The following is a 24,869-nucleotide window of genomic DNA, read 5'->3' as shown; positions in this document are numbered from 1 at the left end:
ACAAACAACTGATGGCAATTTAATGCTGACGGCCCTGTAGCGTCATCAAACAGTCATCATTCTGTCGTGAAATAAAGGACCGGGCGTGCTCTTTTTACCAAGGGCACGCCCGGTCCTTTTTTTATTGCCAGAGATCGCCATGACCACAACCGAACAGCTGAGCGCCTTGAACTCGATCCTGAGTCAAAGCGGTTTACACAGTCTGTTCCAACCAATCATCAGCCTCTCTGAGCGACGCATCCTAGGTTACGAAGCCCTCAGTCGCGGCCCCTCCAACAGCCCTCTGCACTCCCCTGTCGCTCTGTTCGCCGTCGCCCGCCAGGCCGGACGCCTGAGCGAACTGGAAATTGCCTGCCGCGAAAGCGCTTGCCGACGTTTCAATGAACAGCAACTGCCTGGCCTGTTGTTCCTTAACGTGTCCCCGGAGTCTCTGCTCGAAGCGGCCCATCAACCGGGGCGCACCCTGCAATTGCTGCAGAACTTCGGCATTGCGCCCAGCCAGGTGGTCATCGAGCTCACGGAGCAGACGCCGACGGATGATTTCCAGTTGCTGCAAACCGCCCTGCATCACTATCGGGCGATGGGCTTTTCGATTGCGCTGGATGATCTGGGGGCGGGCTATTCGAGTTTGCGCTTGTGGTCCGAGCTGCGGCCCGATTACGTGAAAATCGACCGGCATTTCATTGATGGCATTCATCAGGATGCGCTCAAGCGCGAGTTCGTCGGCTCGATCCTGCAAATCGCCAAGGCCTCGCGGGCACAAGTCATTGCCGAAGGTATCGAGCTGGCCGAAGAGCTCACGGTGCTGACCGAAATGGGCGTGGACCTGGTGCAGGGCTATCTGCTTTGCCGCCCCCAGGAACACCCGCCACGGGATGCCCGGGCATTGATGCCCCGACAGGACAGCACCGCCGTCGTACTGAGCGAAGACGGCAGCGACCTCAGCGCCCTGCTCAACGAACTACCCGCGGTTAACCGGGATACCCCGACCGCCATGGTGCTCGAAGCCTTTCGTCGCCAGGCCAACCTGAACTCACTGGCAGTCCTGGATGAACAGGGTCAGCCCTGCGGCATTGTCCATCGTCATTCACTCTCCGACGCTCTGCTCAAGCCCTTTGCCACCGACCTGTTCGCCCGCAAGCCCATCAGCCGCCTGATGAACGATGACTTCCTCGCTGTCGAGCTGAGCCAGTCGTTGCAACAGGTCAGTCGCCTGATCACCAGCCGCGCCCGACAGCGCATCGAAGAAGATTTCATCATTACCCTCAACGGCGACTATCTCGGGTTGGGACGGGTGATTGACGTGCTCAAGCTGATCACGGAACTCAAGATCCAGCAGGCCCGCTACGCCAACCCGCTGACCTTGCTTCCGGGCAACGTGCCGATCCAGCAATGCCTGACACGGCTGCTGCAACAGCGACGGGAATCAGTGATCTGCTACGTGGACATTGATAGCTTCAAACCCTTCAATGACATCTACGGCTATGGTCGCGGCGACGAAGTCCTGCTGTGCCTGGCGCAATGCCTGAACGACCGCGTCGACCCGTCCCGCGACTTCGTCGGACACATCGGCGGCGATGATTTCCTGCTGGTGCTTGGCCCGGAAGACTGGCGCAAACGTTTGAACCAGTTGCAGGGCGACTTCCAGAGTCAGTGCCGGCGCTTCTACCGCAGCGAACACCTGGAAGCCGGCTGCTTCATCGCACCGAATCGCCAGGGACAGCGCCAGGAGTTTGCGTTGTTGTCACTGTCGATCGGCGTTGTGCATTTGCATCCACAGGCCTGTGAACAACTCGATGCGAGCCAGTTGGCCGAGATGGCATCACAGGCCAAGCACCATGCCAAGAATGTGCAGGGCCATAGCGTGCATGTGATTGATAGCCGGGTAGTGTCGACGGTTGAAGAGCTGCTCGTTTCCGGGCATCGATAAGGGAGCTTTTCGGCAACAGTCCAATCAGCGAGGCGCCGAGGAAGACTTCAGCTCTTCGAGCTTGATCGACGCCAGCGGATGCCCGGCCTTCAACGCGATCTCCCAGAACCGCGCGGCCTCAACCGGATCCGGAGCCTTGCTCGCCGTCCCGGCCAAACTGATCACGCCCACTTGATACGCCGCCTTGCCATCGCCCGCCAAGGCCGCCAGGCGCAACAAACGCACGCCCTCCTCACGAGCACCGAGGCCGACGCCGCGAAACGCCAGGATGTGCCCATAGAAGCTCTGGGCGCCGACATTGCCCAGGTTGGCCATGCGGGCGAACTGGCCTTCGAGCCAGTGCCAGCCCCGAGGCTGACGGACAAACCATGACCAGTGAAACAATCGGCGCGCGAGCCAGTAACCGACCCGCGCCTTGAGTTGCAAGAACACTCAGGCCTCCGCCGATTCCGGGTATTCGTACTCGAACACCCGCACCACTTCCGACGCATGCCAAGACGCGGCGGCAACGCCGTCCGACGGCCCGGAAAAACGCCCGAGACGCTCGACACACTCAAAGAATCCAGTGCGCGGCAAGCGGCTGGCGCCCTGACTGATCACCAGCGAACTGCGCAATGGCTGCTCCGCCCTGGCGTCCAGGGCCGCCAGATGCTCAAGGGCCGCGGTCAGGGTCTGCATGGCCGGGGTCGGCAGCTGCAAACGCTCCAGCAATGCCCGATACGTCAACAGATGGCGCTGGCGACGCGCCTGATCCAGTTCGCCCAACAATCCGTCCCAGTGTTGACGACTGATGCGTACGCTCACGATTCATCCCTCCACCCAGGCACCGTCAATTCCCAGGCCAGGCTGCGACGAATCGCGGCGTCGGGCAGACGCTCGCCACTTTCGATCATGGCCAGGTAAGACGGGCTGATGCCTACCGTGCGGGCCAACGCCTCGATGGCGATGCCCTTCCCCTCACGCAAACTGCGTAGTTGATCCAGACCCGGAAGAATCGCGTCTGGTGTTGCCGCCTGAAGCTTTGCAGCTTGAGGTGACGCTTGCTCCTTGATACCCGCTGCTTTCAGTAACGCCTGATACTGAGCCCATGGCAGAACCGCATATTCGGGCTCGCCTTCGCGTGTAATTATCTGAATATCCATCACTACCCCGTAGGACAACAACACTTAGCGAGTCAGCACTTTTCCCTAGAAGTGTAATCCTAACAGCGGCCAAGGTCGCGGGGGACATCAATCTGTGAACAGGTCAAAATCGACTCAGTGTTTTTTCGGGCCTTGAAGTTGAAGTTGCTCGGGGGTATCAGGCAGACGCTCAACCACCGCGAGCTTCTCCGGCACTTGCCGTTTGCGCCAGGCGCGGAAGGCATTGAGCTCGTCGTCGAGCACTTTCATCAGCCATGCCAGTACCGCGATGTCATCGAACATGCCAAATAATGGAATGAAATCCGGGATCGCATCCACCGGGCTGAGGAAGTACATCAGGCCCGCGACCACCGAAATCAGCGCCTTGGGGCTGATGGCGCGATACTCACCACGCCAGTAGGCCAGGCAGAGTGCCTGCATCAGGCGCAAGTCATCCTTGAGCTTGCCCAACCGGTTGCCCTGGCTTGCAACTTTACTGGCGACCGCGAACAACAGGGTCGGCAATCGACCGCGTGCCAACAGGCGTCCGGCCAGTGGCAGGAAACGAGCGAAACTCCAGGGTGCTTTCATCATTCCTCCCGTTGAAATGTTATCCACACAAATTGTGGATAACCTTGTGAACAGAGCTGCTTTTCATCGCTGTAAGCCCCGTTTTACAAGGTCTGCGTTCAGATCGGGCGTTTTTTACTCATCAAAAAAAACCCATAATTTCATTGACTTGGCGGCCTTGTGCGACTACCGCCAACACCACTATGCCTAAGACTCCGGCCTAGAGCGCCTGTTCGTTTTGTTTACCCCCGCCGAACGCCAGATGCAACAACGCCCCGCATGAGCGAGGCGTTGTTATCGAAGCAGGCGCTGGTTACTTGGCAGCGGCGTCTTCTTTTGCCGGATCCTTGATGGCCAGCAGTTCCAGGTCGAATACCAGCACCGAGTTGGCTGGAATCGCCGGGCTTGGGCTTTGAGCGCCGTAAGCCAGGTCAGCAGGAATGTACAGCTTGTACTTCTCGCCAACGTGCATCAGTTGCAGGCCTTCGACCCAACCCGGGATCACACCGCTGACCGGCAGATCGATCGGGCTGCCACGCTCGACGGAACTGTCGAATACGGTGCCGTTGGTCAGCTTGCCGGTGTAGTGAACGGTCACTACGTCAGTCGGCTTTGGCTGAGGGCCATCGGCTTTCTGCACGACTTCGTACTGCAAGCCCGAAGCGGTGGTGGTCACGCCAGGCTTCTTGCCGTTTTCTTCGAGGAATTTCTTGCCGGCGGCTGCCGACTCTTCGCTCATCTTGGCCATGCGTTCTTCGGCACGCTTTTGCAGTGCGGCGAACGCCTCGACCAGTTCTTCGTCTTTGAGCTTCTGCTCTTTCTTGCCGACGGCGTCTTCGATGCCCTGGGCTACAGCCTTGGAATCCAGGTCATCCATGCCTTCCTGAGCCAGGCTCTTGCCCATGTTCAGACCAATGCCGTAGGAAGCTTTTTGCGCCGGAGTTTTCAGCTCTACGCTGGTCTGCGAGTCACAACCCGCGAGTACCAGGCCAACCAGGGCTACCGCCGCCGCCAACCGATGCTGTTTCATGCTATTTCCTTGTTCATGCGCCTAAAGGGCAATCGAGTAAAGCCGCGAGCTTATCAGGCCGCCACGACCAATGGCTACCGGCATGAGAGCTGGAAACAATTGATAAGTTCAGGTGTTTAAACGCTTTTCACAATTCGGCTGATGAAGCTTCTTTCATCTTGATCCGACGCAGGCCGATTCCTGAACCTACAACATCTGGCGTAATGGCCTCTTGCCGCATCCTGGGTACTCGGGCATAACGGCATGATCATTCGACAAGGACGTTTATCTTGCGCCTCTTCCTTCGCTTGCTGGTTCTCATCACAGTACTGCTCGGGCTGATCATGGCCGTGGTGCTTTACTACGTCGCCAACCCGAAGCTGCCGGCCTGGTCGCCTGCACAACAGGTGCATTACCTGGAGCAATGGAGCGCCGCCGATCGCGAGACCTATTACTTCACCCCCCAGGGCACTCAGGTCAAAGGCTTGCGCTACGACTGGTTCACCGCCCTCGAACTGCCCTTCTCGCAACAACGATTCGCCGCCCCCGAATACCTCGCCCGCTTCGGTTTCCTGGTGGACCCCGGCCAGAAACCGATACCGAACAACCCTGGCAACCTCCCCGCAGGCTTTACCCGGCACCAGAACGCGGGGAGCCCGGATGTGTTTCTGGATATCACCTGCGCGGCCTGTCACACCGGTGAACTGCGTTTCAAGGGCCAGGCCGTGCGTATCGACGGCGGCTCGGCGCAGCATGTGCTGCCGTCCAGTGTTCCTACGCTCAAAGGGGGCAGTTTCGGACAGGCCCTGGTGGCCAGCCTCGCCTCCACTTACTACAACCCGTGGAAATTCGAACGCTTCGCACGCAACGTGCTCGGTCAGGACTACGAGACGCGCCACCAACAGTTGCGCAAAGATTTCAAATCTTCACTGGACACCTTCCTCAAGGTGGCCTGGAACGACACCCATCGCGGGCTCTATCCGACCGAGGAAGGCCCGGGGCGCACAGACGCCTTCGGGCGCATCGCCAATGCCAGCTTCGGTGATGCGATATCCCCCGACAACTACCGCGTAGCCAATGCCCCGGTCGATTATCCGCAGTTGTGGGACATGTGGACGTTCGAATGGGTGCAGTGGAACGGCTCGGCAAAACAACCGATGGCCCGCAACATCGGCGAGGCGCTGGGCGTCGGTGCCACGCTGAACTTCTTCGACAAAAACGGCCAGCCACTGACGGGCGATGCCCGCTATCCCTCCAGTGTCCGCGTGCGCGATCTGCACCTGATCGAACAAACCCTGCAACGACTCGCGCCTCCAGCCTGGCCGGAAGAACTGTTGGGCGCGGTCGACAAACCCCTGGCAGCCAAGGGGCGCGCCTTGTTCGCCGAAAACTGCGCAGGTTGTCATGTACCGCGCACCACCCAGGGCGAGGGGCGATACGTTCAGCACCTGAAAATGCTCCCGGTGGATTACATCGGCACCGACCCCGGCGCGGCCAACAACATCGCTGACCACCGCTTCGACCTGACAGCGCTGCAATGGAAGCAGGCGGAACTGGAAAAACTCGATGTCGAGCCAAAACCCGACGAACCACTGGACCTGAGCAAGATGTCCGTGGCCAAGGGGCTGGCCTACGTCACCGCATTTGTCCGGGACCGCGCGTATCAAGACGCCAATGTCACCCCTGCAGAGCGTCCTTTAATGGACGGTTTCGGCCTGCCAATCGGTGTACGCGAGTTGCGTTCGTACAAGGCCAGGCCATTGGCGGGTGTATGGGCGACACCGCCGTTCCTGCACAACGGTTCGGTGCCGAGCCTTTATCAATTGCTGTCGCCTCAGGATGAGCGTGCGACCACGTTCTATAAAGGCACGTTCGAATACGACCCGGGACACCTGGGCTATCGCACCGAAGCCTTTACCAACGGATTTCTGTTCGATACGCGAATCACCGGCAACCACAACAGTGGCCATGAATTCCGCGCCGGCAAACTCGGCAATGGTGTAATCGGCCGCGGGTTGCAGCCGCAAGAACGCTGGGCCCTGCTGGAATACCTGAAAGTGCTGGGCGGCCCGCTGGAAGCGCAATTGCCATGACCACCGCCTCAGTCAAAAGGACTTTCCCATGCTGATTACACTTTGGCTGCGCCTGGGCGCCTTTCTCGGCAAGCTGTTGCTGTGGTTACTGGGTCTCGGCGTGCTTGGCTGGGCCCTGGCCAGCGCCTGGTTTGCCTGGCAGCAGCGCGGGCCGGTCTCGACGCAGGAGTTGATTGCGGACGGTGAAGCCGCGATGACCCGGGACATCATCCAGACCGCCGTGCGCATCGTCGATCAGCACCGTGAAAGCACCCGCTATTTGCGCGACGCCCATGCCAAGGCCCACGGCTGTGTGAAGGCCGAGGTTCAGGTGCTGCCGGAATTGCCAGGCGAACTGCGCCAGGGCGTGTTCAGCGAGCCGGGCAAAACCTGGCAAGCGACGATGCGGCTGTCCAACGGCAATGCCTACCCGCAGTTCGACAGCATCCGCGATGCCCGGGGCATGGCGATCAAACTGTTCGATGTGCCGGGCAAGCAACTGTTGAGCGATCAGCAGGGGCGAAGCCAACAGGACTTTGTGATGTTCAGCCACCCGAACTTCTTTGTCAGTAATGTCGCCGAATACCGTCAGAACGTCGCCGCCCAGGCCGACGGTAAAAAGATGATGGCCTTCTTCCCCGGCCGGGATCCACGCACGTGGCAGGTTCGCCACCTGTTCATTGCCCTGGCGACACTGGCCCCCGCCCCGTCGAGCCCGACCCAGACGACGTATTTTTCGGTTTCACCCTACAAGTTCGGTGAAGCCAATGCGAAGTTCCGGGTCATGCCCGATCCGGATAGCTGCCCGGCCTACAACCTGCCGGAACAGAATCGCAAGCTGCCGAACTTTCTGCGCAATGCGCTGCACCAACAGCTGTCGACCGACCGGATGCCCGCGTGTTTCGTCCTGCAAATCCAGCGACAGGACGCCAACAAGTACATGCCGATTGAAGACACCAGCATTGAGTGGCGCGAGAGCGATGCGCCCTTCGAGACGGTGGCGCGGATCAAGGTGCCGGCGCAGGACTTCGATACACCGGCGCTGAACCTGCAATGCGACAACCAGTCGTTCAATCCCTGGTTTGGCGTCGAGGCGCACCGTCCGATTGGCGGGATCAATCGCCTGCGCAAGGCCGTGTATGAAGCCGTCAGCGATTACCGCCACAGGCGCAATGCCGAACTGTAGGAGCGAGCTTGCTCGCGAAGAAGCCATGGGCGCCGCTGGGTATCTGAGTTTACGCGTTATCGTTCACGACCTTCGCGAGCAAGCTCGCTCCTACAGAGAGCGAGGAAAGCCAAACGCCAGACAGCAAAAAGCCCGCACAAGGCGGGCTTTCTGTGGTGACCTGGCGTTCAGTGTTCCAGGTTACCGAATATGGCGCAGCGGACGGGACTCGAACCCGCGACCCCCGGCGTGACAGGCCGGTATTCTAACCGACTGAACTACCGCTGCGCGTAGCGTTGAAAGTAAGTGGTGGGTGATGACGGGATCGAACCGCCGACATTCTGCTTGTAAGGCAGACGCTCTCCCAGCTGAGCTAATCACCCTTTACCTTCGTTGCGGGGCACATTATGCCACAGGTTTTTATAAAGTGTTGATTTATTTGAAGTTTTTTTCAAAAAAATCTAAAAACCGGTGAAACGATGCAACCCACAGGAACAACAGTGAAACTTGAGGCAGAAAAAAACCCGCCTAAGCGGGCTTTTCCGTGGTGACCTGGCGTTCAGTGTTCCAGGTTACCGAATATGGCGCAGCGGACGGGACTCGAACCCGCGACCCCCGGCGTGACAGGCCGGTATTCTAACCGACTGAACTACCGCTGCGCGTAACACTGAAAACGAATGGTGGGTGATGACGGGATCGAACCGCCGACATTCTGCTTGTAAGGCAGACGCTCTCCCAGCTGAGCTAATCACCCTTCGCTTCGGTGTGGCGCGCATTCTACGGAGCGACCCAACCTCTGGCAAGCACTTTTTAAAATAATTTTCCGAGCCCTTCCAAAGGCTTAGAGAAGGGTTGGCCTATGGCACGGCGAAGACAATAATGCCCCCCTTTGTATAAAGGAGAGACTCACCCCATGTGGTTCAAAAACCTGCTTATCTATCGCCTGACCCAAGATCTGCCTGTTGATGCCGAGGCGTTGGAAACTGCACTGGCCACCAAACTGGCGCGCCCATGTGCAAGCCAGGAGTTGACCACCTACGGTTTCGTCGCGCCGTTCGGCAAAGGCGAAGATGCGCCACTGGTACACGTCAGCGGTGACTTCCTGCTGGTGTCCGCGCGCAAGGAAGAACGTATTTTGCCGGGCAGCGTCGTGCGTGACGCGGTCAAGGAAAAGGTCGAAGAGATCGAAGCCGAGCAAATGCGCAAGGTCTATAAGAAGGAACGCGATCAGATCAAGGATGAAATCATCCAGGCCTTCCTGCCCCGCGCCTTTATCCGTCGCTCGTCGACCTTCGCCGCCATCGCGCCGAAACAGGGCCTGATTCTGGTCAACTCGGCCAGCCCGAAACGCGCCGAAGACTTGCTGTCGACCCTGCGTGAAGTGATCGGCACCCTGCCGGTGCGCCCACTGACCGTGAAGATGTCTCCGACCGCGACCATGACCGAATGGGTCACCACCCAGAAAGCCGCGGACGACTTCTTTGTGCTGGACGAGTGCGAACTGCGCGACACCCACGAAGACGGCGGCATTGTGCGTTGCAAGCGCCAGGACCTGACCAGCGAAGAAATCCAGCTGCACCTGAGCACCGGCAAAGTGGTCACTCAACTGTCCCTGGCCTGGCAGGACAAACTGTCGTTCGTCCTCGACGACAAAATGGTGGTCAAGCGCCTGAAGTTCGAAGACCTGCTGCAAGACCAGGCGGAACAGGACGGCGGCGACGAAGCCCTGGGCCAACTGGACGCCAGCTTCACCCTGATGATGCTGACTTTCGGCGACTTCCTCCCGGCGCTGGTTGAAGCGCTGGGTGGCGAAGAGACTCCGCAAGGCATCTAAACCCTGGCGATGTCCAAATTGTAGGAGCGAGCCTGCTCGCGATAGCGGAATGTCAGTCAGCATCATTGTTGAATGTCAGTCCGCAATCGCGAGCAGGCTCGCTCCTACATTGGTTTAGTGATGCTACTTATAAAAAAGGATCAAGCCATGCGCGCACTGGCTGCATTGAGTCGTTTTGTCGGCAACACCTTCGCTTACTGGGTACTGATTTTCGCTGTCGTGGCGTTTCTGCAACCAGCATGGTTCATCGGCCTCAAAGGCGCCATCGTGCCCTTGCTGGGGCTGGTGATGTTCGGCATGGGCCTGACCCTCAAACTCGAAGACTTCGCCGAAGTCGCTCGCCATCCATGGCGCGTGGCCCTGGGCGTGGTTGCCCATTTCGTGATCATGCCTGGCGTGGCGTGGTTGCTCTGCCAAGTGTTCCACTTGCCGCCGGAAATCGCCGTTGGCGTGATTCTGGTCGGCTGCTGCCCGAGCGGCACCTCGTCGAACGTGATGACCTGGCTGGCCCGTGGCGACCTGGCGCTATCGGTGGCCATCGCCGCCGTCACCACCCTCCTCGCCCCGCTGCTGACCCCAGCCCTGATCTGGCTGCTGGCCTCGGCCTGGTTGCCGGTGTCGTTCATGGAGTTGTTCTGGTCGATCCTGCAGGTGGTGCTGTTGCCGATCGTGCTGGGCGTGGTTGCCCAACGGGTGCTCGGCGACAAGGTTCGCCACGCCGTGGACGTGTTGCCGCTGGTATCGGTGGTCAGCATCGTGATCATCGTCACCGCAGTCGTCGCCGCCAGCCAGGCGAAGATCGCAGAGTCCGGCCTGTTGATCATGGCCGTGGTCATGCTGCACAACAGCTTCGGCTACCTGCTGGGTTACTTCACCGGGCGCCTGTTCAAGCTGCCTCTGGCCCAGCGCAAGTCCCTGGCCCTGGAAGTCGGTATGCAGAACTCCGGGTTGGGCGCCGCGTTGGCGAGCGCACACTTCTCACCGCTGGCGGCAGTGCCAAGTGCACTGTTCAGTGTCTGGCACAATATTTCCGGGGCATTGCTCTCCACGTATTTCCGTCGCATGAGTGAGAAACAGGATTTGGAAATGGCTGCACAGCAGGCGACTGACTGATTCAAAAACTTGATCCCCGGGTTAATGCTGGGCACTCTATTGCCCATCGCGAGGACGACCTCGCGGCTCGATCGAGTCATTAATCAGGGGACGACCCCGTCAGACGATGGAGGTCTTCATGTCCTGGATCATTCTGTTTTTCGCCGGCCTGTTCGAAGTGGGCTGGGCCGTCGGCCTCAAGTACACCGACGGCTTCACCCGCCCGCTCCCCACTGTGTTGACCGTTGCGGCCATGGCGATCAGCCTTGGCTTGCTCGGCCTTGCAATGAAGGAATTGCCGCTGGGTACGGCCTATGCAATCTGGACCGGGGTCGGCGCCGTGGGCACGGTGATCGCCGGGATCATTCTGTTTGGCGAATCCATGGCGCTGCTGCGGTTGGCGAGTGTGGCGTTGATCATTAGCGGACTCGTTGGGCTCAAGGTCAGCGCTTAAGCGACTACCGCCAATCGCGAGCAGGCTCACTCCTACAAGGTTTTATGGTGTGTCGGAGATTTTCACCACACCCGCGATCCCTGTAGGAGTGAGCCTGCTCGCGATGAGGCCCGCTCAAACAACTGTTATCTGACTGCCCCGCGCAATTCCCCCACCAACGCCTGCAACTTCGCCGGTTCCGCCACTTCAACCGCCACCGCCGGCCCCGCCACCAACGTCACCCGCGACCACAGGCGATGAAACAGTCCCTTGCCCGGATCGCGGCTGAAGAAACTCCCCCACAACCCCTGCAAGGCCAACGGAATCACCGGCACCGGCGTCTCTTCGAGAATCCGCGTCAGCCCGCTCTTGAACTCATTGATCTCGCCATCGGCGGTCAGCTTACCTTCGGGGAAGATGCACACCAGCTCCCCGTCCTTCAAGTACCGGGCAATGCGCGTGAAGGCTTGTTCGTATATCTGGATGTCTTCCTGGCGCCCGGCAATCGGAATCGTCCCCGCGGTACGGAAGATGAAGTTCAGTACCGGCAGGTTGTAGATCTTGTAATACATGACAAAGCGAATCGGCCGACGTACCGCGCCGCCAATCAGCAACGCGTCGACGAACGACACGTGATTGCACACCAGCAACGCCGCGCCTTCATCGGGAATCAAATCCAGATTGCGGTGCTCGACGCGGTACATGGAATGGCTGAGCAGCCAGATCATGAAACGCATGGTGAACTCGGGGACGATCTTGAAGATGTAGGCGTTGACACCGATGTTCAGCAGCGACACCACCAGGAACAGCTGCGGAATCGACAGCTCGGCCACACTCAGCAAGACGATCGAGACAATCGCCGACACCACCATGAACAACGCATTGAGGATGTTGTTGGCGGCAATCACCCGCGCCCGTTCGTTCTCCGCCGTACGTGACTGAATCAGCGCGTACAGCGGCACGATATAGAAACCGCCGAAGACGCCCAGGCCGAGGATGTCGAGCAACACCAGCCAGCTGTGGCCAAAACCGAGGATTTCGATCCAGCCATGGCCGGTGGCGCTGTTCGGGATTCCACCAGAATGCCACCACAGCAACAGACCGAAAACGGTCAGGCCAAACGATCCGAACGGCACCAGGCCAATCTCGACTTTGCGCCCGGAGAGCTTTTCGCAAAGCATTGAACCCACGGCGATCCCCACCGAGAACACCGTCAGAATAAGCGTCACCACGGTTTCGTCGCCGTGCATCCATTCCTTGGCATAGGCCGGGATCTGCGTCAGGTAAATCGCCCCGACAAACCAGAACCACGAGTTGCCGACAATCGAGCGTGACACCGCCGGCGTTTGCCCCAGGCCCAGCTTCAACGTGGCCCAGGACTGGCTGAAAATGTTCCAGTTCAGACGCATTTGCGGCGTGGCGGCCGCCGCCCGGGGAATGCTGCGGCTGGCCAGGTAGCCGAGCACGGCAGTGCCGATGATCGCCATGGACACCACCGGCGCGTAATGCGCCGAAGACATCATGATCCCGGCGCCAATGGTGCCGGCGAGGATCGCCAGGAAGGTACCCATTTCCACCAGGCCGTTGCCGCCTACCAGCTCATCTTCATGCAGGGCCTGCGGCAGGATCGAGTACTTCACCGGCCCGAACAGCGCCGAGTGGGTGCCCATGGCGAACAACGCCACCAGCATCAACGACAGGTGATCGAACATGAAACCGACGGCGCCGACCGCCATGATGGCGATTTCCCCAAGCTTGATCAGGCGGATCAACGCGTCCTTGGCGAACTTTTCCCCGAATTGCCCGGCCAGGGCCGAGAACAGGAAAAACGGCAGGATAAACAGCAGCGCACACAGGTTGACCCAGATCGAGCGGTCACCTTCGATGGTCAGCTTGTACAAAATGGCGAGGATCAACGACTGTTTGAAGACGTTGTCGTTGAACGCCCCGAGGGACTGGGTGATGAAGAACGGCAGGAAACGCCGGGTGCGCAGCAAGGTGAACTGTGAAGGGTGACTCATCTTCCATGTGTCCCTGATGTTAGGTAACGAGTGGCCTGGATTCTTATTGGATTATCACAAGTCGATCCAGGCCACACCTTACCTAATCTTTGCCGGTTATTTCTTCAATCCGGCAATGCACGGCGAGACAAACAACTCGCCACGCCAGGCGCCCAGCACCGTGCGCTTGCCGACGATCAGCCACATCACCGCCAGCAACGCCACCAGCACGCAGCCGAACACACTGAAAAACGTCAGGTTCAAGGTACTGGCCAGCTTCAACGTTGCCAGAGAATAGACGCCCAACGGGAAAGTGAAGCCCCACCAGCCGAGATTGAAAGGAATGCCGGCACGCAGGTAGCGCACAGTGATCAGCAATGCCATCAGCATCCACCACAGGCCGAAGCCCCACAAGGTGATGCCGGCCACCAGACCCAGTCCTGCGGCAATCTCGCCGACTCCCGGCATACCGTTGGCCGCGAAAATCAACGGTGCATCGCCGCCCAGTACCAGCATGCCCAGCGCACCGGTGCCGATCGGGCCAAGGGCCAGCCAACTCGAGGCGGCCATGTTTTCGTGGGGCAGTTTATGCAGGGCCATGCGCAACAACAGAATGGTCAGGATGCTGAAGGCCACCGGCAGGGAAAAGGCCCAGAGCACATAGCTGGTCACCAGCACCACCAGTTGCGAATGAGCATCGACCAAATGCGGAGCCAACAGGCCCCCGCTGGCGGCCGCCACTTCTGCCGCGACCACCGGCAACAACCAGACCGCCGTCATCTGGTCGATGCTGTGCTCCTGGCGAGTGAACATCAAGTAGGGAATCAGCACACCGCAGGCCAGCGACATGGCCACATCCAGCCACCACAGCACCTCGGCGAGGTGAATCACCCCTTCACCCCAGCGCGGCAGGCCAAACACCAGGAAGCCGTTGATGATGGTCGCCAGGCCCATGGGAATGGTGCCGAAAAACATCGAAACCGTGGAGTGGCCGAAAATCCGCCGCGCCTCGTCGAAAAACAGCACCCAACGCGCCGTGTATAGCGCCGTAAACAGCAGGAACAGAGCGATATTGAACAGCCAGAGGGCTTCGGCAACGGCGTGCAAGGCAGGCAGGGCGACCGGCAATTGCGCCAGTGCCAACGCCAGCACGCCGGTGCCCATGGTGGCCGCGAACCAGTTGGGGGTGAACTGGCGGATCACCTCGCGGGGATGCTGCAAATGGCTGAAAGGTTTGATTCCGGGCTTGATGCGATTGGCGCATGTCATGGCGAACTCCTGTCCTCTCGTGAGGTAGAGCCCATGTTAGATCCGAATAGAATATCTATATAACGGGTAATATCTCTATATCTTATCTATATCACTTATATAGCGTCAGACACTCCCTTCAGATTCGATCACCAATATCCGGGCCGGTCCTAATGGATGCGCCACATGCTCAGTGCCAACCGAGGCATGAAAAATGTCACCGACCTCCAGCAAGGCTTCCCGCTCCACTCCCTCTTCGCGATACCGCATCTGCACCTGGCCATCGAGCACCACGAACACTTCCTCGCCATCATTGACGTGCCACTTGTAGGGCTGATCGGTCCAGTGCAACCGCGTGGTGATGCCGTTCATGCTGGCGATGTCCAGCGCGGCCCAGGCACGCTCGCCAGTGAACGATTTGCTGCGGATGATCTTCATGGTTCGATCCTTCGAGTGAACTGAGTGGGTGCCAAGGCTAACTCAATTTTACCGGTTGGCCTCGCAGCCCCTGGCCGAACGTGATCGCAGTAGACTCGCCATTGCGCTAAGCCATGAGGTTGCATTGAATCAGTGAAGCCCCCATCGCGAGCAAGCTCGCTCCCAAAATTTGCCTGCCACCCACAATCCCTGTGGGAGCGAGCCTGCTCGCGATGGGGCCAGTCCAGACACTGCAAATTCCCCTGCGACACCCCACCACGCCACGACCTTGGTCGACACTGACTAACGCTGGCGGTCGTGCGAGACTGTCTGTCCGGGCGGGAGGCCCGGAAGTCTTTTGTCTGGAGTCCCCATGTCGCTGTCCACCGGGCTGATTGCCGTCGTCGCCCTGGCCTATATGGCCATCATGTTCGCCATCGCCTTCTATGGCGACCGTCGCAGCGCGCCCTTGCCGCCGCGTGTGCGGGCGTGGGTGTACAGCCTGTCGCTGGCGGTCTACTGCACCAGCTGGACCTTCTTCGGTGCAGTGGGCCAGGCCGCCGAACAGCTCTGGTCGTTCCTGCCGATCTACCTCGGGCCGATCCTGTTGCTGGTCGGCGCGCCGTGGGTCCTGCAAAAAATGGTGATGATCAGTAAACAGGAAAACATCACCTCGATCGCCGACTTCATCGCCGCGCGCTATGGCAAATCCCAGTCGCTGGCAGTGGTGGTGGCGCTGATTTGCCTGGTCGGTGTGCTGCCCTACATCGCGCTGCAGCTCAAAGGCATCGTGCTCGGCGTGAACCTGCTGATCGGCGCCGGTGCCGACGCCATGGGCACCCGTGCCCAGGACACCGCGCTGATCGTGTCGCTGGTATTGGCGCTGTTCACCATCGTCTTCGGTACCCGCAACCTCGACGCCACGGAGCACCACCGCGGCATGGTGTTGGCCATCGCCTTCGAATCATTGGTGAAGTTGTTCGCGTTCCTCGCCGTCGGCGCCTTCGTGACCTACGGCCTGTACGACGGTTTCGACGACCTGTTCAACCAGGCCATGCTGGCGCCGCGCCTCGAACAGTACTGGAAGGAAACCATCAACTGGCCGTCGATGGTGGTGCAGACCGGTGTGGCGATGATGGCGATCATTTGCCTGCCACGGCAGTTCCACGTGACCGTCGTCGAGAACATCGACCCCCAGGATCTGCGTCTGGCCAAGTGGGTGTTCCCGGCCTACCTCGCCCTCGCCGCCTTGTTTGTCGTGCCGATCGCCCTGGCCGGTCAGATGATGTTGCCCAGCTCGGTGTTGCCGGACTCGTTCGTTATCAGTCTGCCCCTGGCCCAGGCGCATCCGGCGCTGGCCCTGCTGGCGTTTATCGGTGGCGCATCGGCGGCCACCGGCATGGTGATCGTGGCCAGCGTCGCGCTGTCGACCATGGTATCCAACGACATGCTGCTGCCCTGGCTGCTGCGTCGCAACAACGCCGAGCGCCCGTTCGAAGTGTTCCGCCAGTGGATGCTGTCGGTGCGCCGCGTCAGCATCGTGGTCATTCTGCTATTGGCCTACGTCAGTTATCGCCTGCTGGGCTCGACCGCCAGCCTGGCGACCATCGGCCAGATCGCCTTCGCCGCCGTGACCCAGTTGGCCCCCGCCATGCTCGGTGCGTTGTACTGGAAACAGGCCAACCGCCGTGGTGTTTTCGCCGGCCTCGCCGCAGGCACCTTCCTGTGGTTCTACACCTTGATCCTGCCGATTGCAGCTAATAGCCTCGGCCTGTCCCTGAGCACATTCCCGGGGCTGGCGTGGTTGCACAGCAATCCACTGAACCTGCCGATCACCCCGCTGACCCAGGGCGTAGTGCTGTCGCTGGCAGGCAACTTCACACTGTTCGCCTGGGTCTCGGTGCTGTCCCGTACCCGGGTTTCCGAGCATTGGCAGGCGGGCCGCTTCATCGGCCAGGAAATCAGCGCCCGCCCCAGCGCACGCTCGATGCTGGCGGTGCAGATCGACGACCTGCTGCAACTGGCGGCGCGCTTCGTCGGCGAAGAACGCGCCCGTCAAAGCTTCATCCGTTTTGCCTATCGCCAGGGCAAAGGCTTCAACCCGAACCAGAACGCCGACAGTGAATGGATCGCCCATACCGAACGCTTGCTGGCCGGTGTGCTTGGAGCCTCCTCGACCCGCGCGGTGGTAAAAGCCGCCATTGAGGGCCGGGAGATGCAACTGGAGGACGTCGTGCGCATCGCCGACGAAGCCTCGGAGGTGCTGCAGTTCAACCGTGCCTTGCTGCAGGGCGCCATCGAGAACATCACCCAGGGCATCAGCGTGGTCGACCAGTCGCTGAAACTGGTGGCCTGGAACCGTCGTTATCTGGATTTGTTCAACTACCCGGATGGCCTGATCAGAGTCGGCCGGCCGATTGCCGACATCATTCGCCACAACGCCGAGCGCGGCCTGTGCGGCCCCGGCGAAGCCGAAGTGCACGTCGCGCGCCGTCTGCACTGGATGCGTCAGGGCCGCGCGCACACCTCCGAGCGCCTGTTCCCCAACGGCCGGGTGATCGAGCTGATCGGCAACCCGATGCCGGGCGGCGGCTTCGTCATGAGTTTCACCGACATCACCGCGTTCCGCGAAGCCGAGCAAGCGCTGACCGAAGCCAACGAAGGGCTGGAGCGACGGGTCACCGAACGGACTCACGAATTGTCGCAGCTCAACGTTGCCCTGACCGAAGCCAAGGGCACCGCCGAGGCGGCCAACCAGTCCAAGACCCGTTTCCTCGCGGCCGTCAGCCATGACTTGATGCAACCGTTGAATGCGGCGCGGCTGTTCTCCGCCGCCCTCTCCCATCAGGACGACGGGTTGTCCGGCGAAGCGCGGAAACTGGTCGAACACCTGGACAGCTCGCTGCGCTCGGCCGAGGACTTGATCAGCGACCTGCTGGACATTTCCCGCCTGGAGAACGGCAAGATCAACCCCAATCGCCAGCCATTCGCCCTGAAAGAACTGTTCGATACCCTCGGTACAGAGTTCAAAGCGCTGGCGCGACAACAAAAACTGGAGTTCCGGGTTCGCGCAAGCACGTTGCGCGTCGACAGCGACATCAAACTGCTGCGGCGGATTTTGCAGAACTTCCTGACCAACGCTTTCCGCTACGGCAAAGGACCGGTGCTGCTGGGGGTTCGCCGGCACAAGGATCAACTGTGCCTGGAAGTCTGGGACCGTGGGCCAGGCATTCCGGAAGATAAGCTGCAGGTGATTTTCGAAGAGTTCAAGCGCCTCGACAGCCACCAGACACGGGCCGAAAAAGGCCTCGGTCTGGGGCTGGCGATTGCCGACGGGCTATGTCGCGTGCTCGGTCATACCTTGCGCGTACGCTCCTGGCCGGGACGCGGTAGCGTGTTCAGCGTCAGCGTACCGCTGGCCCGGGCGCAAACCGCAGCGCCGGTCAAGGTCGCCGAGCTCAATGGCAAATTGCTCAATGGCGCGCAGGTGCTGTGTATCGACAACGAGGACAGCATCCTGATCGGCATGAACAGCCTGCTCAGCCGCTGGGGTTGCCAGGTCTGGACCGCGCGCAATCGCGAGGAATGCGCTACGTTGCTTGACGAAGGCATGCGCCCGCAATTGGCGCTGGTGGATTACCACCTCGATCATGGCGAGACCGGAACCGATTTGATGGCCTGGTTGCGCACACAGATGGGCGAACCGGTTCCGGGGGTGGTGATCAGCGCCGATGGCCGGCCGGAGACGGTTGACCTGGTGCATGCCGCGGGGCTGGATTATCTGGCCAAACCAGTGAAACCGGCGGCGTTGCGGGCGTTGTTGAGCCGCTACATACCATTGTAATCACTGGGTTGTGCGGTGATGCTTCCAGTTTTTTCGCGAGCAGGCTCGCTCCCACAGGAGAACGCATTCCAATGTGGGAGCGAGCCTGCTCGCGAAGCTTTTTCAGCTACTCCGGCAACTCGACCAACCCATCCACATCAGTCATCGCACGCTCCAGCAAGTCCGCCGGCAGGCTCTTGCTCGCCCGCGCACCCAGCAGCTTGAGTTGTTCACTGCGGCTGACCAGGTTGCCGCGTCCCTCTGTCAGCTTGTTGCGTGCCGAACTGTAGGCCTTGTCCAGTTGCTGCAGGCGATTGCCGACCTCGTCCAGATCCTGAATGAACAGCACGAACTTGTCATACAGCCACCCGGCCCGCTCGGCAATTTCCCGGGCATTCTGGCTCTGGCGCTCCTGCTTCCACAGGCTGTCGATGACGCGCAGGGTCGCCAGCAAGGTGGTCGGGCTGACGATCACGATGTTGCGGTCGAATGCTTCCTGGAACAGCGTCGGCTCAGCCTGCAACGCGGCAGAAAACGCCGCCTCGATCGGCACGAAGAGCAGCACGAAATCCAGGCTGTGCAAGCCATCCAGGCGTTTGTAATCCTTGCCGGCCAGGCCTTTGACGTGATTTCGCAACGACAGCACGTGCTGCTTGATGGCGATCTGGCCGATAGCCTCGTCCTCAGCCGCCACATACTGCTGATAGGCCGTCAGACTGACCTTGGAGTCGACCACCACCTGCTTGTCGCCTGGCAGATAAATGATCACGTCCGGCTGGAAGCGCTCGCCGTCCGGTCCCTTGAGATTGACCTGCGTCTGGTACTCACGGCCCTTCTCCAGCCCCGCATGCTCAAGCACACGTTCGAGAATCAGCTCGCCCCAATTGCCCTGGGTTTTCTGCCCTTTCAAGGCACGGGTCAGGTTGGTGGCTTCATCGCTCAAGCGCAAATTCAGCTGTTGCAGACGCTCCAGCTCCTTGGCCAGGGAGAAGCGCTCACGGGCCTCGTTCTGATAGCTTTCCTCGACACGCTTTTCGAAGGACTGGATGCGTTCCTTGAGCGGATCGAGCAACTGCCCCAGGCGCTGCTGGCTGGTTTCGGCAAAACGCTGCTCGCGCTCATCGAAAATTTTCCCCGCCAGTTCGGCGAACTGCGCGCGCAACTCGTCCCGCGAACCTTGCAGGTCATTGAGGCGTTGCTGATGGCTGTCCTGTTGCTCGCGCAATTCGGCGTTGAGCGACGCGGCCTGGGCATCCAGACGGCGCAACTCGGCTTCTTTGCCGGCGCGTTCGATATTCCATGCATGGGCGGCATCCCGGGCGTCGTCGCGCTCGATCTGCAGCAGTTCGACTTCACGACGCAGCGCAGCCAGATCAGCCTGTTTAGTGGCATTGGCCTGGGCCAGATCAGCCGCTTCATCGCGGCTGGATTCGAGCTGGGCATTCAATCCGTCCTGCGCCAGTTGCGCCATGGCCAGGCGTTCTTGCAGCAGCGCGACATCGGCTTGCGTGGTGCTGGCCCGACGCTGCAGTTGCCAGGCCAATACCAGCAACGGCAACGCGGCCCCTGCCAGCCCCAGCAATACGCTGGTCAAGTCCATTGCCATAGCCACTCCTGCCATTCGGGTAAAGCCTGAAGGTTAACCAAGGCGTCCGGTCTTGGACAGCTCAGTCTTCGATCAGCCCCAGTTCCTGTTGAGCGCGGTGATCGCCCGCCCGAGCGGCCTGACGCAACAGGTCCTGACCGATCCGGCGGTCCCGGGCATTCCCGCATTCGCGGCACATCAACTGGCCAAGGCGGCTTTGCGCAGCCACCACGCCTTCACGGGCCGGTTGCTTGAGCAGACGTCCGGCGATGTGTTTGACGTTACGGTTTTCGCCCAGATGCGGACTGTCCAACAGCCACTCCGCCACGCGCATGGAAAAGCGCTTGGTAGGGGCAACAGAGGGCGGTGTGGAGGAAGAGGAAACAGAGGCTGAGCGAAACTTCATAAAGCACTGTGGGGCAGATCAGAAGGCGCGCAACTTTACTCTCTTTTTCTTACAGGTAAAGCTGAAAATATCCCGGCACGCCCGTCCTAGAGCAAGCGCTCGGGACAATCCACAGAAGCTGTGGATAACTCAGTGGACAACCGCCTTCTAACTCGCTCAAAGCCCTGTGGAATGGGGCTCGCAGTCAAACTGACGATTTTTTCACCAGTAAAAAAAAGCGATGTTTTTCATTGACTTAAATTTTGGTTACAGGCAGCCATTACGCTTGAACGAGAGATGACAGCGGGGTGACAGACCGCGCAACTAATGTGCACAAGTGCCTTTGCGATGGTTATATCGACGCCCTTTTTCGGCGCATTTTTTTGTCGTGCCTGGGGATAAGCCCTGGCAAACCCGGTATCCAGACGGCTGCACTGCTACAAACGTCGATGACCGGTGGTCGGGTTCTGTCCCGAAACAGGGCGTATCAATCCCAGACCGTGCAGCTTTATCCGCGCCTCCACAAGGCAAAACAGCCCGATCAGGCACCCGCCGGGAAATTCTTTTCGCTATCACACTTCCCTTGGCCGGTTCAATCCGTTAGTATCCGCAGCGTTAGTACCAAGCTGAAAGTCAATTCTGGTCGAACAAATCCCCCCGGTCAGCCTTCCCGACGGAAGCCTCCACCGAACAAGCGGGATCGACCACCTCGATGGTTTCCAGGTAAATCTTGCGCCAACACAACCTTTGAATCGAAAGCAAAGGGTGTTGTTCCGCCTGCCTACTCTGCTCGAACCAACCTGCAAATTGATCAGGATCTTCACCCCGGGCCCAGAACCTTTGCCCTTGATGTGTTGCCTGCCCTCCTAAGTACCTACCTGCCAGCCCAAGCGCGCCAACTTGTCAGCGCTTCAAACTGGCTGCTTTGTTCCAGTCGGGTTCTTCGTTCGATCAATGGTGATCGACGTTACTGGAACGTTTTAACGTTGCACGGTTCTTATCCGTGTCATTTGTAGGAACACCCAATAATGTCTACTCAAATCCAGACTCAGGATGCCATTCGCACCCTAACCAATGCTTTTGCACCAATGAACTGCCTGATCATGGCCGCTCGCAAAGGCTGCTTCAGCTTCACCCTGGTCAACGAACACGGTATCGCTCGTCACAGCGAACGCCTGTACCCCGATCAATACTCCAGCGCCGAGCCGCTGCAGGCCGTGATCGAGCGTACCCGTCAGGCACTGGTTGCCTGAAACGCCAGAAAGGCTGAAAAACCCGAAAGCCCTGCCCGAAAAGCGGGGCTTTTTATTACCCGATATTTCCCTTTCCTCGAATCACGGCTAAGCACGATCCGATATAACGGTTATAACGGGTCGCTGGAAATATTTTAAAAACAGACCTTTACAGCGCGAATATGACACTACACTTCAACTCAAGCGGCTTGACCCGCTTGCGGCGAGCCTGAGTCGATTCACTGCTGCCAAGCCCCTTTCAGGTATCGCCGTCCATTTCAGGTTTCGAGGGTTTTATGGGTATCGCTGCCAGCGAACTGTGCCGTTATGTGATTCGTCCGACCTTGATCTACCTCGGACGTCATAGCGCTACTGCCGAATCCCTGCTGCTGGGCATTGCCGCCAGTCAGTCCGCCCTTGGCTCCGCCCTGCATGACCGCCGTGGGCACGGCCTGTACCGCATCGCCGAGCCCCGCCACCAGGCCCTTTGGGACCACTACCTGGCCCTTGATCCGGAGCGTGCAAGCCTGGTCCGCGGCCTGGCCAGCCAGCATGCGTTTCTCAGTGGACCGCACCTCGAATTGACCGTCAACTTGCGTTACGCCACGGCCATCGCCTGGCTGCTGGTGGAAGAACAGAACACCCCCCTCCCCGCCCCCGATGATTTGCTGGGCATGGCCAGAATCTGGCGCCAGACATTTCAGCCCCAGGGACGCCTGCGTGATTTTACTTGCGCCTGGCAGACCTGTGTTTCACCGCTGAATCAGGTAGCCTGCTGACACCTCTGGATCCAAAGATCGCGCAACACGCCGCGAATCTGGTCGGATTGTCCTACAAAACCGCTCTAAATCAAGGCATACAGCCTATGGCGCCGAGACGAAAATGTTGGTAATTTTCGCCCCGGTGATCACCAGGAGTTCTAATAATGAAAAAAGTAATGCTCAAAACCACCATCAGTCTCGCCGTTGCCATGGCATCCACCCAGATCTTTGCAAGTGGCTTTGCCGTTAACGAACAAAGCATCAGCGGGATGGGTACGGGTTTTGCCGGGCGATCTTCCTCTGCCGACGACGCAAGTACAGTTTTTGGCAACCCTGCCGGCATGTCGCGCATCAAGCGCGAACAAGTCACCGGCGGTTTTGCAATGATTGACGCACACACCGACATCAGCCACGCCAGCTCCAGCCCGAACGGCGGCACCAATAAAGGCGACATGGTCCCGTTGATCGCCGTGCCTATGGGTTACTACGTCAAGCCAATCGATGACCAGTGGGCCTTCGGTGTGGGCGTGTACGCACCATTCGGTCTGGTAACCGACTACGAAAACGGCTTTGCCGGTCGCTACTTCGGCAGCAAGAGCGAAGTCAAGATCGTCACCCTGCAACCGACTGTCAGCTACGCCTTCAACGACAAGGTTTCCATCGGTTTTGGCCCGACCATCAACCGCATTGACGGCACCCTGGAATCGAACCTGTCGATCACCCAGGCCGCGCCGGACGGCAAGGTCAAGATCACCGGTGACGACACCGCGCTGGGCTACAACATCGGCGTGCTGGTTCAAGCCACCGACAGCACTCGCGTCGGCCTGACCTACCACTCGAAAGTGAAGTACAAGCTCGAGGGCAGCACCAAGGTCAACTACAACGTACTGGGCCTGATCGGCCAGAACCCGAATCAGAAATACGACGCGTCGCTGGACCTGACCACGCCTGAATCGGTGGACTTCTCGGTCACTCACCAGCTCGACGACAAGTGGACTCTTTACGCAGGCAGCACCTGGACCCGCTGGAGCCGCCTGAAAGATATCACCGTCGAAAACAGTGGTGTTCCAACCGTCCTGAACGGCCAATTCGGTACCATCACCGAAGAACAGAACTGGCACGACACCTGGGCTCACGCCATTGGCGCGTCCTACCAGCTGAACAAGCAATGGGTACTGCGTACCGGTCTTTCCGTTGATCAGGCACCGACCAACAACGTTAACCGATCCCCACGCATCCCGACGGGCGATCGCAAAGCGTTCAGCGTGGGCGCCGGCTGGAGCCCGACCGACGACCTCACCATCGACCTGGCGTATTCGTACCTGCGGGAAGAGTCGGTCAAGGTCAACAACAGCAACGACCGTGGCCAGACCTACAACGCCAAGTATGAAAACTACGCGAACGGTTTCGGCCTTGGTGCGACCTACCGCTTCTGATGATTCCCGGCGAGCCTGAACAACTCGCCATCGGAATCAAAAAAGCCCCGCGCTCTTAACAGAGGCGGGGCTTTTGTAGGAGCGAGCTTGCTCGCGATGGGCGTCAACGATGACGGGGGCTTGCTGGATGAACGCGGCGCCCTTTGGATTTTCGCGAGCAAGCTCGCTCCTACACCTACACCCACACCTACCGATCAAGGGGCGGAAGCCAGGGCTTGCTCCACCGCCGCAATGAACTCGGGATCATCGGGCTTGGTCAGGCTGGAAAAGTTGGCGATCACCTTACCCTTGCGATCGACCACGTATTTGTAGAAATTCCATTTTGGCGCACTGCTCTGTTCGGCCAGCACCTTGAACAGATGGGTTGCGTCGGCGCCACGTACCGGCTGTGGCTCGGTCATGGTGAAGGTCACGCCATAGTTGACGTAGCAGACCTTGGCGGTCTCGGCGCCATCCTTTGACTCCTGCTTGAAGTCATTGGACGGAACACCCAGCACTTCCAGCCCCTGTCCTTTGTAACGCTGATTCAGCGCCTCAAGGCTTTTGAACTGCGGGGCGAAACCGCAGAAGCTCGCCGTATTGACCACCACCAGCGGCTTACCTTCATACCGTTGGCACAGGTCGATGGATTCCTTTGCCCGCAGCTTTTGCAGTGATCCCTGCAGCAGTTCCGGGCACTCGGCCGCGTAGGTCGGCCCGGTAAACGTCGCCAGCAACGCGGGGACTGCAATCCAGCGCATCAGCATGTCGGTGCAT

General features: G+C 59.6%; 21 protein-coding genes and 4 tRNA genes. 10 read left to right on the top strand and 15 right to left on the bottom strand.

What is annotated here, in order from left to right; genetic code table 11:
* The first annotated feature begins 139 nt into the window (after positions 1-139).
* A complete protein-coding gene (locus AC3ITA_RS08570; RefSeq protein ID WP_489280003.1) occupies positions 140-1,930 on the top strand; it encodes an EAL domain-containing protein in 1,791 nt (596 codons plus the stop codon).
* A 24-nt stretch (positions 1,931-1,954) separates the two neighbouring features.
* On the opposite strand, the gene AC3ITA_RS08565 is transcribed toward AC3ITA_RS08570, so the two are convergent.
* The 5 genes from AC3ITA_RS08565 to bamJ all read right to left on the bottom strand — a co-directional run bounded on the left by AC3ITA_RS08565 (position 1,955) and on the right by bamJ (position 4,651).
* Positions 1,955-2,362, bottom strand: coding sequence for an SEL1-like repeat protein (locus tag AC3ITA_RS08565; protein WP_489280001.1), 408 nt, complete (start codon positions 2,360-2,362; stop codon positions 1,955-1,957).
* A complete protein-coding gene (locus AC3ITA_RS08560) occupies positions 2,363-2,734 on the bottom strand; it encodes a hypothetical protein (protein ID WP_007898892.1) in 372 nt (123 codons plus the stop codon).
* Positions 2,731-3,072: a helix-turn-helix domain-containing protein gene (locus AC3ITA_RS08555; protein ID WP_095945247.1), complete on the bottom strand. Its 342-nt coding sequence runs from the start codon at positions 3,070-3,072 to the stop codon at positions 2,731-2,733. Before AC3ITA_RS08555 ends, AC3ITA_RS08560 begins: the two co-directional genes overlap by 4 nt.
* A gap of 114 nt (positions 3,073-3,186) precedes the next feature.
* Positions 3,187-3,642, bottom strand: a complete 456-nt coding sequence (locus AC3ITA_RS08550; protein WP_150674193.1) for a YkvA family protein — start codon at positions 3,640-3,642, stop codon at positions 3,187-3,189.
* 292 nt (positions 3,643-3,934) lie between these two features.
* Positions 3,935-4,651 carry a BamJ family beta-barrel-assembly machinery protein gene (gene bamJ / locus AC3ITA_RS08545; protein WP_007974985.1) on the bottom strand — a complete coding sequence of 239 codons (717 nt, stop codon included), beginning with the start codon at positions 4,649-4,651 and terminating at the stop codon, positions 3,935-3,937.
* A gap of 269 nt (positions 4,652-4,920) precedes the next feature.
* Between bamJ and AC3ITA_RS08540 the strand changes: the two genes are divergently transcribed.
* Both AC3ITA_RS08540 and AC3ITA_RS08535 read left to right on the top strand, forming a co-directional pair.
* The gene (locus tag AC3ITA_RS08540; RefSeq protein ID WP_150674192.1) at positions 4,921-6,723 is read left to right on the top strand and encodes a di-heme-cytochrome C peroxidase; all 1,803 of its coding nucleotides are present in this window, start codon (positions 4,921-4,923) and stop codon (positions 6,721-6,723) included.
* Between the two features lie 28 nt (positions 6,724-6,751).
* Positions 6,752-7,888, top strand: coding sequence for a catalase family protein (locus AC3ITA_RS08535; RefSeq protein ID WP_414929340.1), 1,137 nt, complete (start codon positions 6,752-6,754; stop codon positions 7,886-7,888).
* A gap of 190 nt (positions 7,889-8,078) precedes the next feature.
* Here AC3ITA_RS08535 and AC3ITA_RS08530 read toward each other — a convergent pair.
* The 4 genes from AC3ITA_RS08530 to AC3ITA_RS08515 all read right to left on the bottom strand — a co-directional run bounded on the left by AC3ITA_RS08530 (position 8,079) and on the right by AC3ITA_RS08515 (position 8,621).
* A tRNA-Asp gene (locus AC3ITA_RS08530) sits at positions 8,079-8,155 on the bottom strand.
* Positions 8,156-8,174: 19 nt separating this feature from the next.
* Positions 8,175-8,250 (bottom strand) — tRNA-Val (locus AC3ITA_RS08525).
* 199 nt (positions 8,251-8,449) lie between these two features.
* Positions 8,450-8,526, bottom strand: a tRNA-Asp gene (locus AC3ITA_RS08520).
* Between the two features lie 19 nt (positions 8,527-8,545).
* A tRNA-Val gene (locus tag AC3ITA_RS08515) sits at positions 8,546-8,621 on the bottom strand.
* A gap of 159 nt (positions 8,622-8,780) precedes the next feature.
* Between AC3ITA_RS08515 and rdgC the strand changes: the two genes are divergently transcribed.
* From rdgC to sugE, 3 genes are all read left to right on the top strand, one after another.
* Positions 8,781-9,701, top strand: coding sequence for a recombination-associated protein RdgC (gene rdgC, locus AC3ITA_RS08510; protein ID WP_007969735.1), 921 nt, complete (start codon positions 8,781-8,783; stop codon positions 9,699-9,701).
* 147 nt (positions 9,702-9,848) lie between these two features.
* Complete coding sequence (locus tag AC3ITA_RS08505; protein WP_414929339.1) at positions 9,849-10,814, top strand: bile acid:sodium symporter family protein; 966 nt, start codon at positions 9,849-9,851, stop codon at positions 10,812-10,814.
* A gap of 118 nt (positions 10,815-10,932) precedes the next feature.
* Entirely contained in the window at positions 10,933-11,247 is a 315-nt protein-coding gene (sugE, locus tag AC3ITA_RS08500; protein WP_414929338.1) for a quaternary ammonium compound efflux SMR transporter SugE, read from the top strand.
* A 125-nt stretch (positions 11,248-11,372) separates the two neighbouring features.
* On the opposite strand, the gene AC3ITA_RS08495 is transcribed toward sugE, so the two are convergent.
* The 3 genes from AC3ITA_RS08495 to AC3ITA_RS08485 all read right to left on the bottom strand — a co-directional run bounded on the left by AC3ITA_RS08495 (position 11,373) and on the right by AC3ITA_RS08485 (position 14,912).
* On the bottom strand, positions 11,373-13,247 hold the full coding sequence (locus AC3ITA_RS08495; protein ID WP_095945941.1) for an MFS transporter: 1,875 nt from the start codon (positions 13,245-13,247) through the stop codon (positions 11,373-11,375).
* 96 nt (positions 13,248-13,343) lie between these two features.
* A complete protein-coding gene (locus AC3ITA_RS08490) occupies positions 13,344-14,495 on the bottom strand; it encodes a TDT family transporter (protein WP_489279998.1) in 1,152 nt (383 codons plus the stop codon).
* A 105-nt stretch (positions 14,496-14,600) separates the two neighbouring features.
* On the bottom strand, positions 14,601-14,912 hold the full coding sequence (locus tag AC3ITA_RS08485) for a cupin domain-containing protein (protein ID WP_095945939.1): 312 nt from the start codon (positions 14,910-14,912) through the stop codon (positions 14,601-14,603).
* 352 nt (positions 14,913-15,264) lie between these two features.
* On the opposite strand from AC3ITA_RS08485, the gene AC3ITA_RS08480 reads away from it, so the two are divergent.
* The gene (locus AC3ITA_RS08480; RefSeq protein ID WP_095945938.1) at positions 15,265-18,735 is read left to right on the top strand and encodes a hybrid sensor histidine kinase/response regulator; all 3,471 of its coding nucleotides are present in this window, start codon (positions 15,265-15,267) and stop codon (positions 18,733-18,735) included.
* 106 nt (positions 18,736-18,841) lie between these two features.
* Here AC3ITA_RS08480 and AC3ITA_RS08475 read toward each other — a convergent pair whose 3' ends face one another.
* Both AC3ITA_RS08475 and AC3ITA_RS08470 read right to left on the bottom strand, forming a co-directional pair.
* On the bottom strand, positions 18,842-20,206 hold the full coding sequence (locus AC3ITA_RS08475; RefSeq protein ID WP_172435401.1) for a DNA recombination protein RmuC: 1,365 nt from the start codon (positions 20,204-20,206) through the stop codon (positions 18,842-18,844).
* A gap of 175 nt (positions 20,207-20,381) precedes the next feature.
* Entirely contained in the window at positions 20,382-20,705 is a 324-nt protein-coding gene (locus tag AC3ITA_RS08470; RefSeq protein WP_080925238.1) for an SEL1-like repeat protein, read from the bottom strand.
* A gap of 1,007 nt (positions 20,706-21,712) precedes the next feature.
* Between AC3ITA_RS08470 and AC3ITA_RS08465 the strand changes: the two genes are divergently transcribed.
* The 3 genes from AC3ITA_RS08465 to AC3ITA_RS08455 all read left to right on the top strand — a co-directional run bounded on the left by AC3ITA_RS08465 (position 21,713) and on the right by AC3ITA_RS08455 (position 24,113).
* Positions 21,713-21,937 carry a hypothetical protein gene (locus tag AC3ITA_RS08465; RefSeq protein WP_008051046.1) on the top strand — a complete coding sequence of 75 codons (225 nt, stop codon included), beginning with the start codon at positions 21,713-21,715 and terminating at the stop codon, positions 21,935-21,937.
* 275 nt (positions 21,938-22,212) lie between these two features.
* Entirely contained in the window at positions 22,213-22,695 is a 483-nt protein-coding gene (locus AC3ITA_RS08460) for a hypothetical protein (RefSeq protein WP_007984504.1), read from the top strand.
* A 146-nt stretch (positions 22,696-22,841) separates the two neighbouring features.
* Positions 22,842-24,113, top strand: a complete 1,272-nt coding sequence (locus AC3ITA_RS08455) for an OmpP1/FadL family transporter (RefSeq protein ID WP_150674186.1) — start codon at positions 22,842-22,844, stop codon at positions 24,111-24,113.
* A gap of 194 nt (positions 24,114-24,307) precedes the next feature.
* Here the strand turns inward: AC3ITA_RS08455 and AC3ITA_RS08450 are convergent, their stop codons facing one another.
* On the bottom strand, positions 24,308-24,859 hold the full coding sequence (locus AC3ITA_RS08450; RefSeq protein ID WP_489279995.1) for a glutathione peroxidase: 552 nt from the start codon (positions 24,857-24,859) through the stop codon (positions 24,308-24,310).
* Positions 24,860-24,869 lie beyond the last annotated feature (10 nt).

The organism is Pseudomonas sp. GL_090, assembly GCF_057837765.1.
Note: the sequence above shows the minus strand (reverse complement) of the source record. Positions and strands in the feature narration are given on the sequence as shown.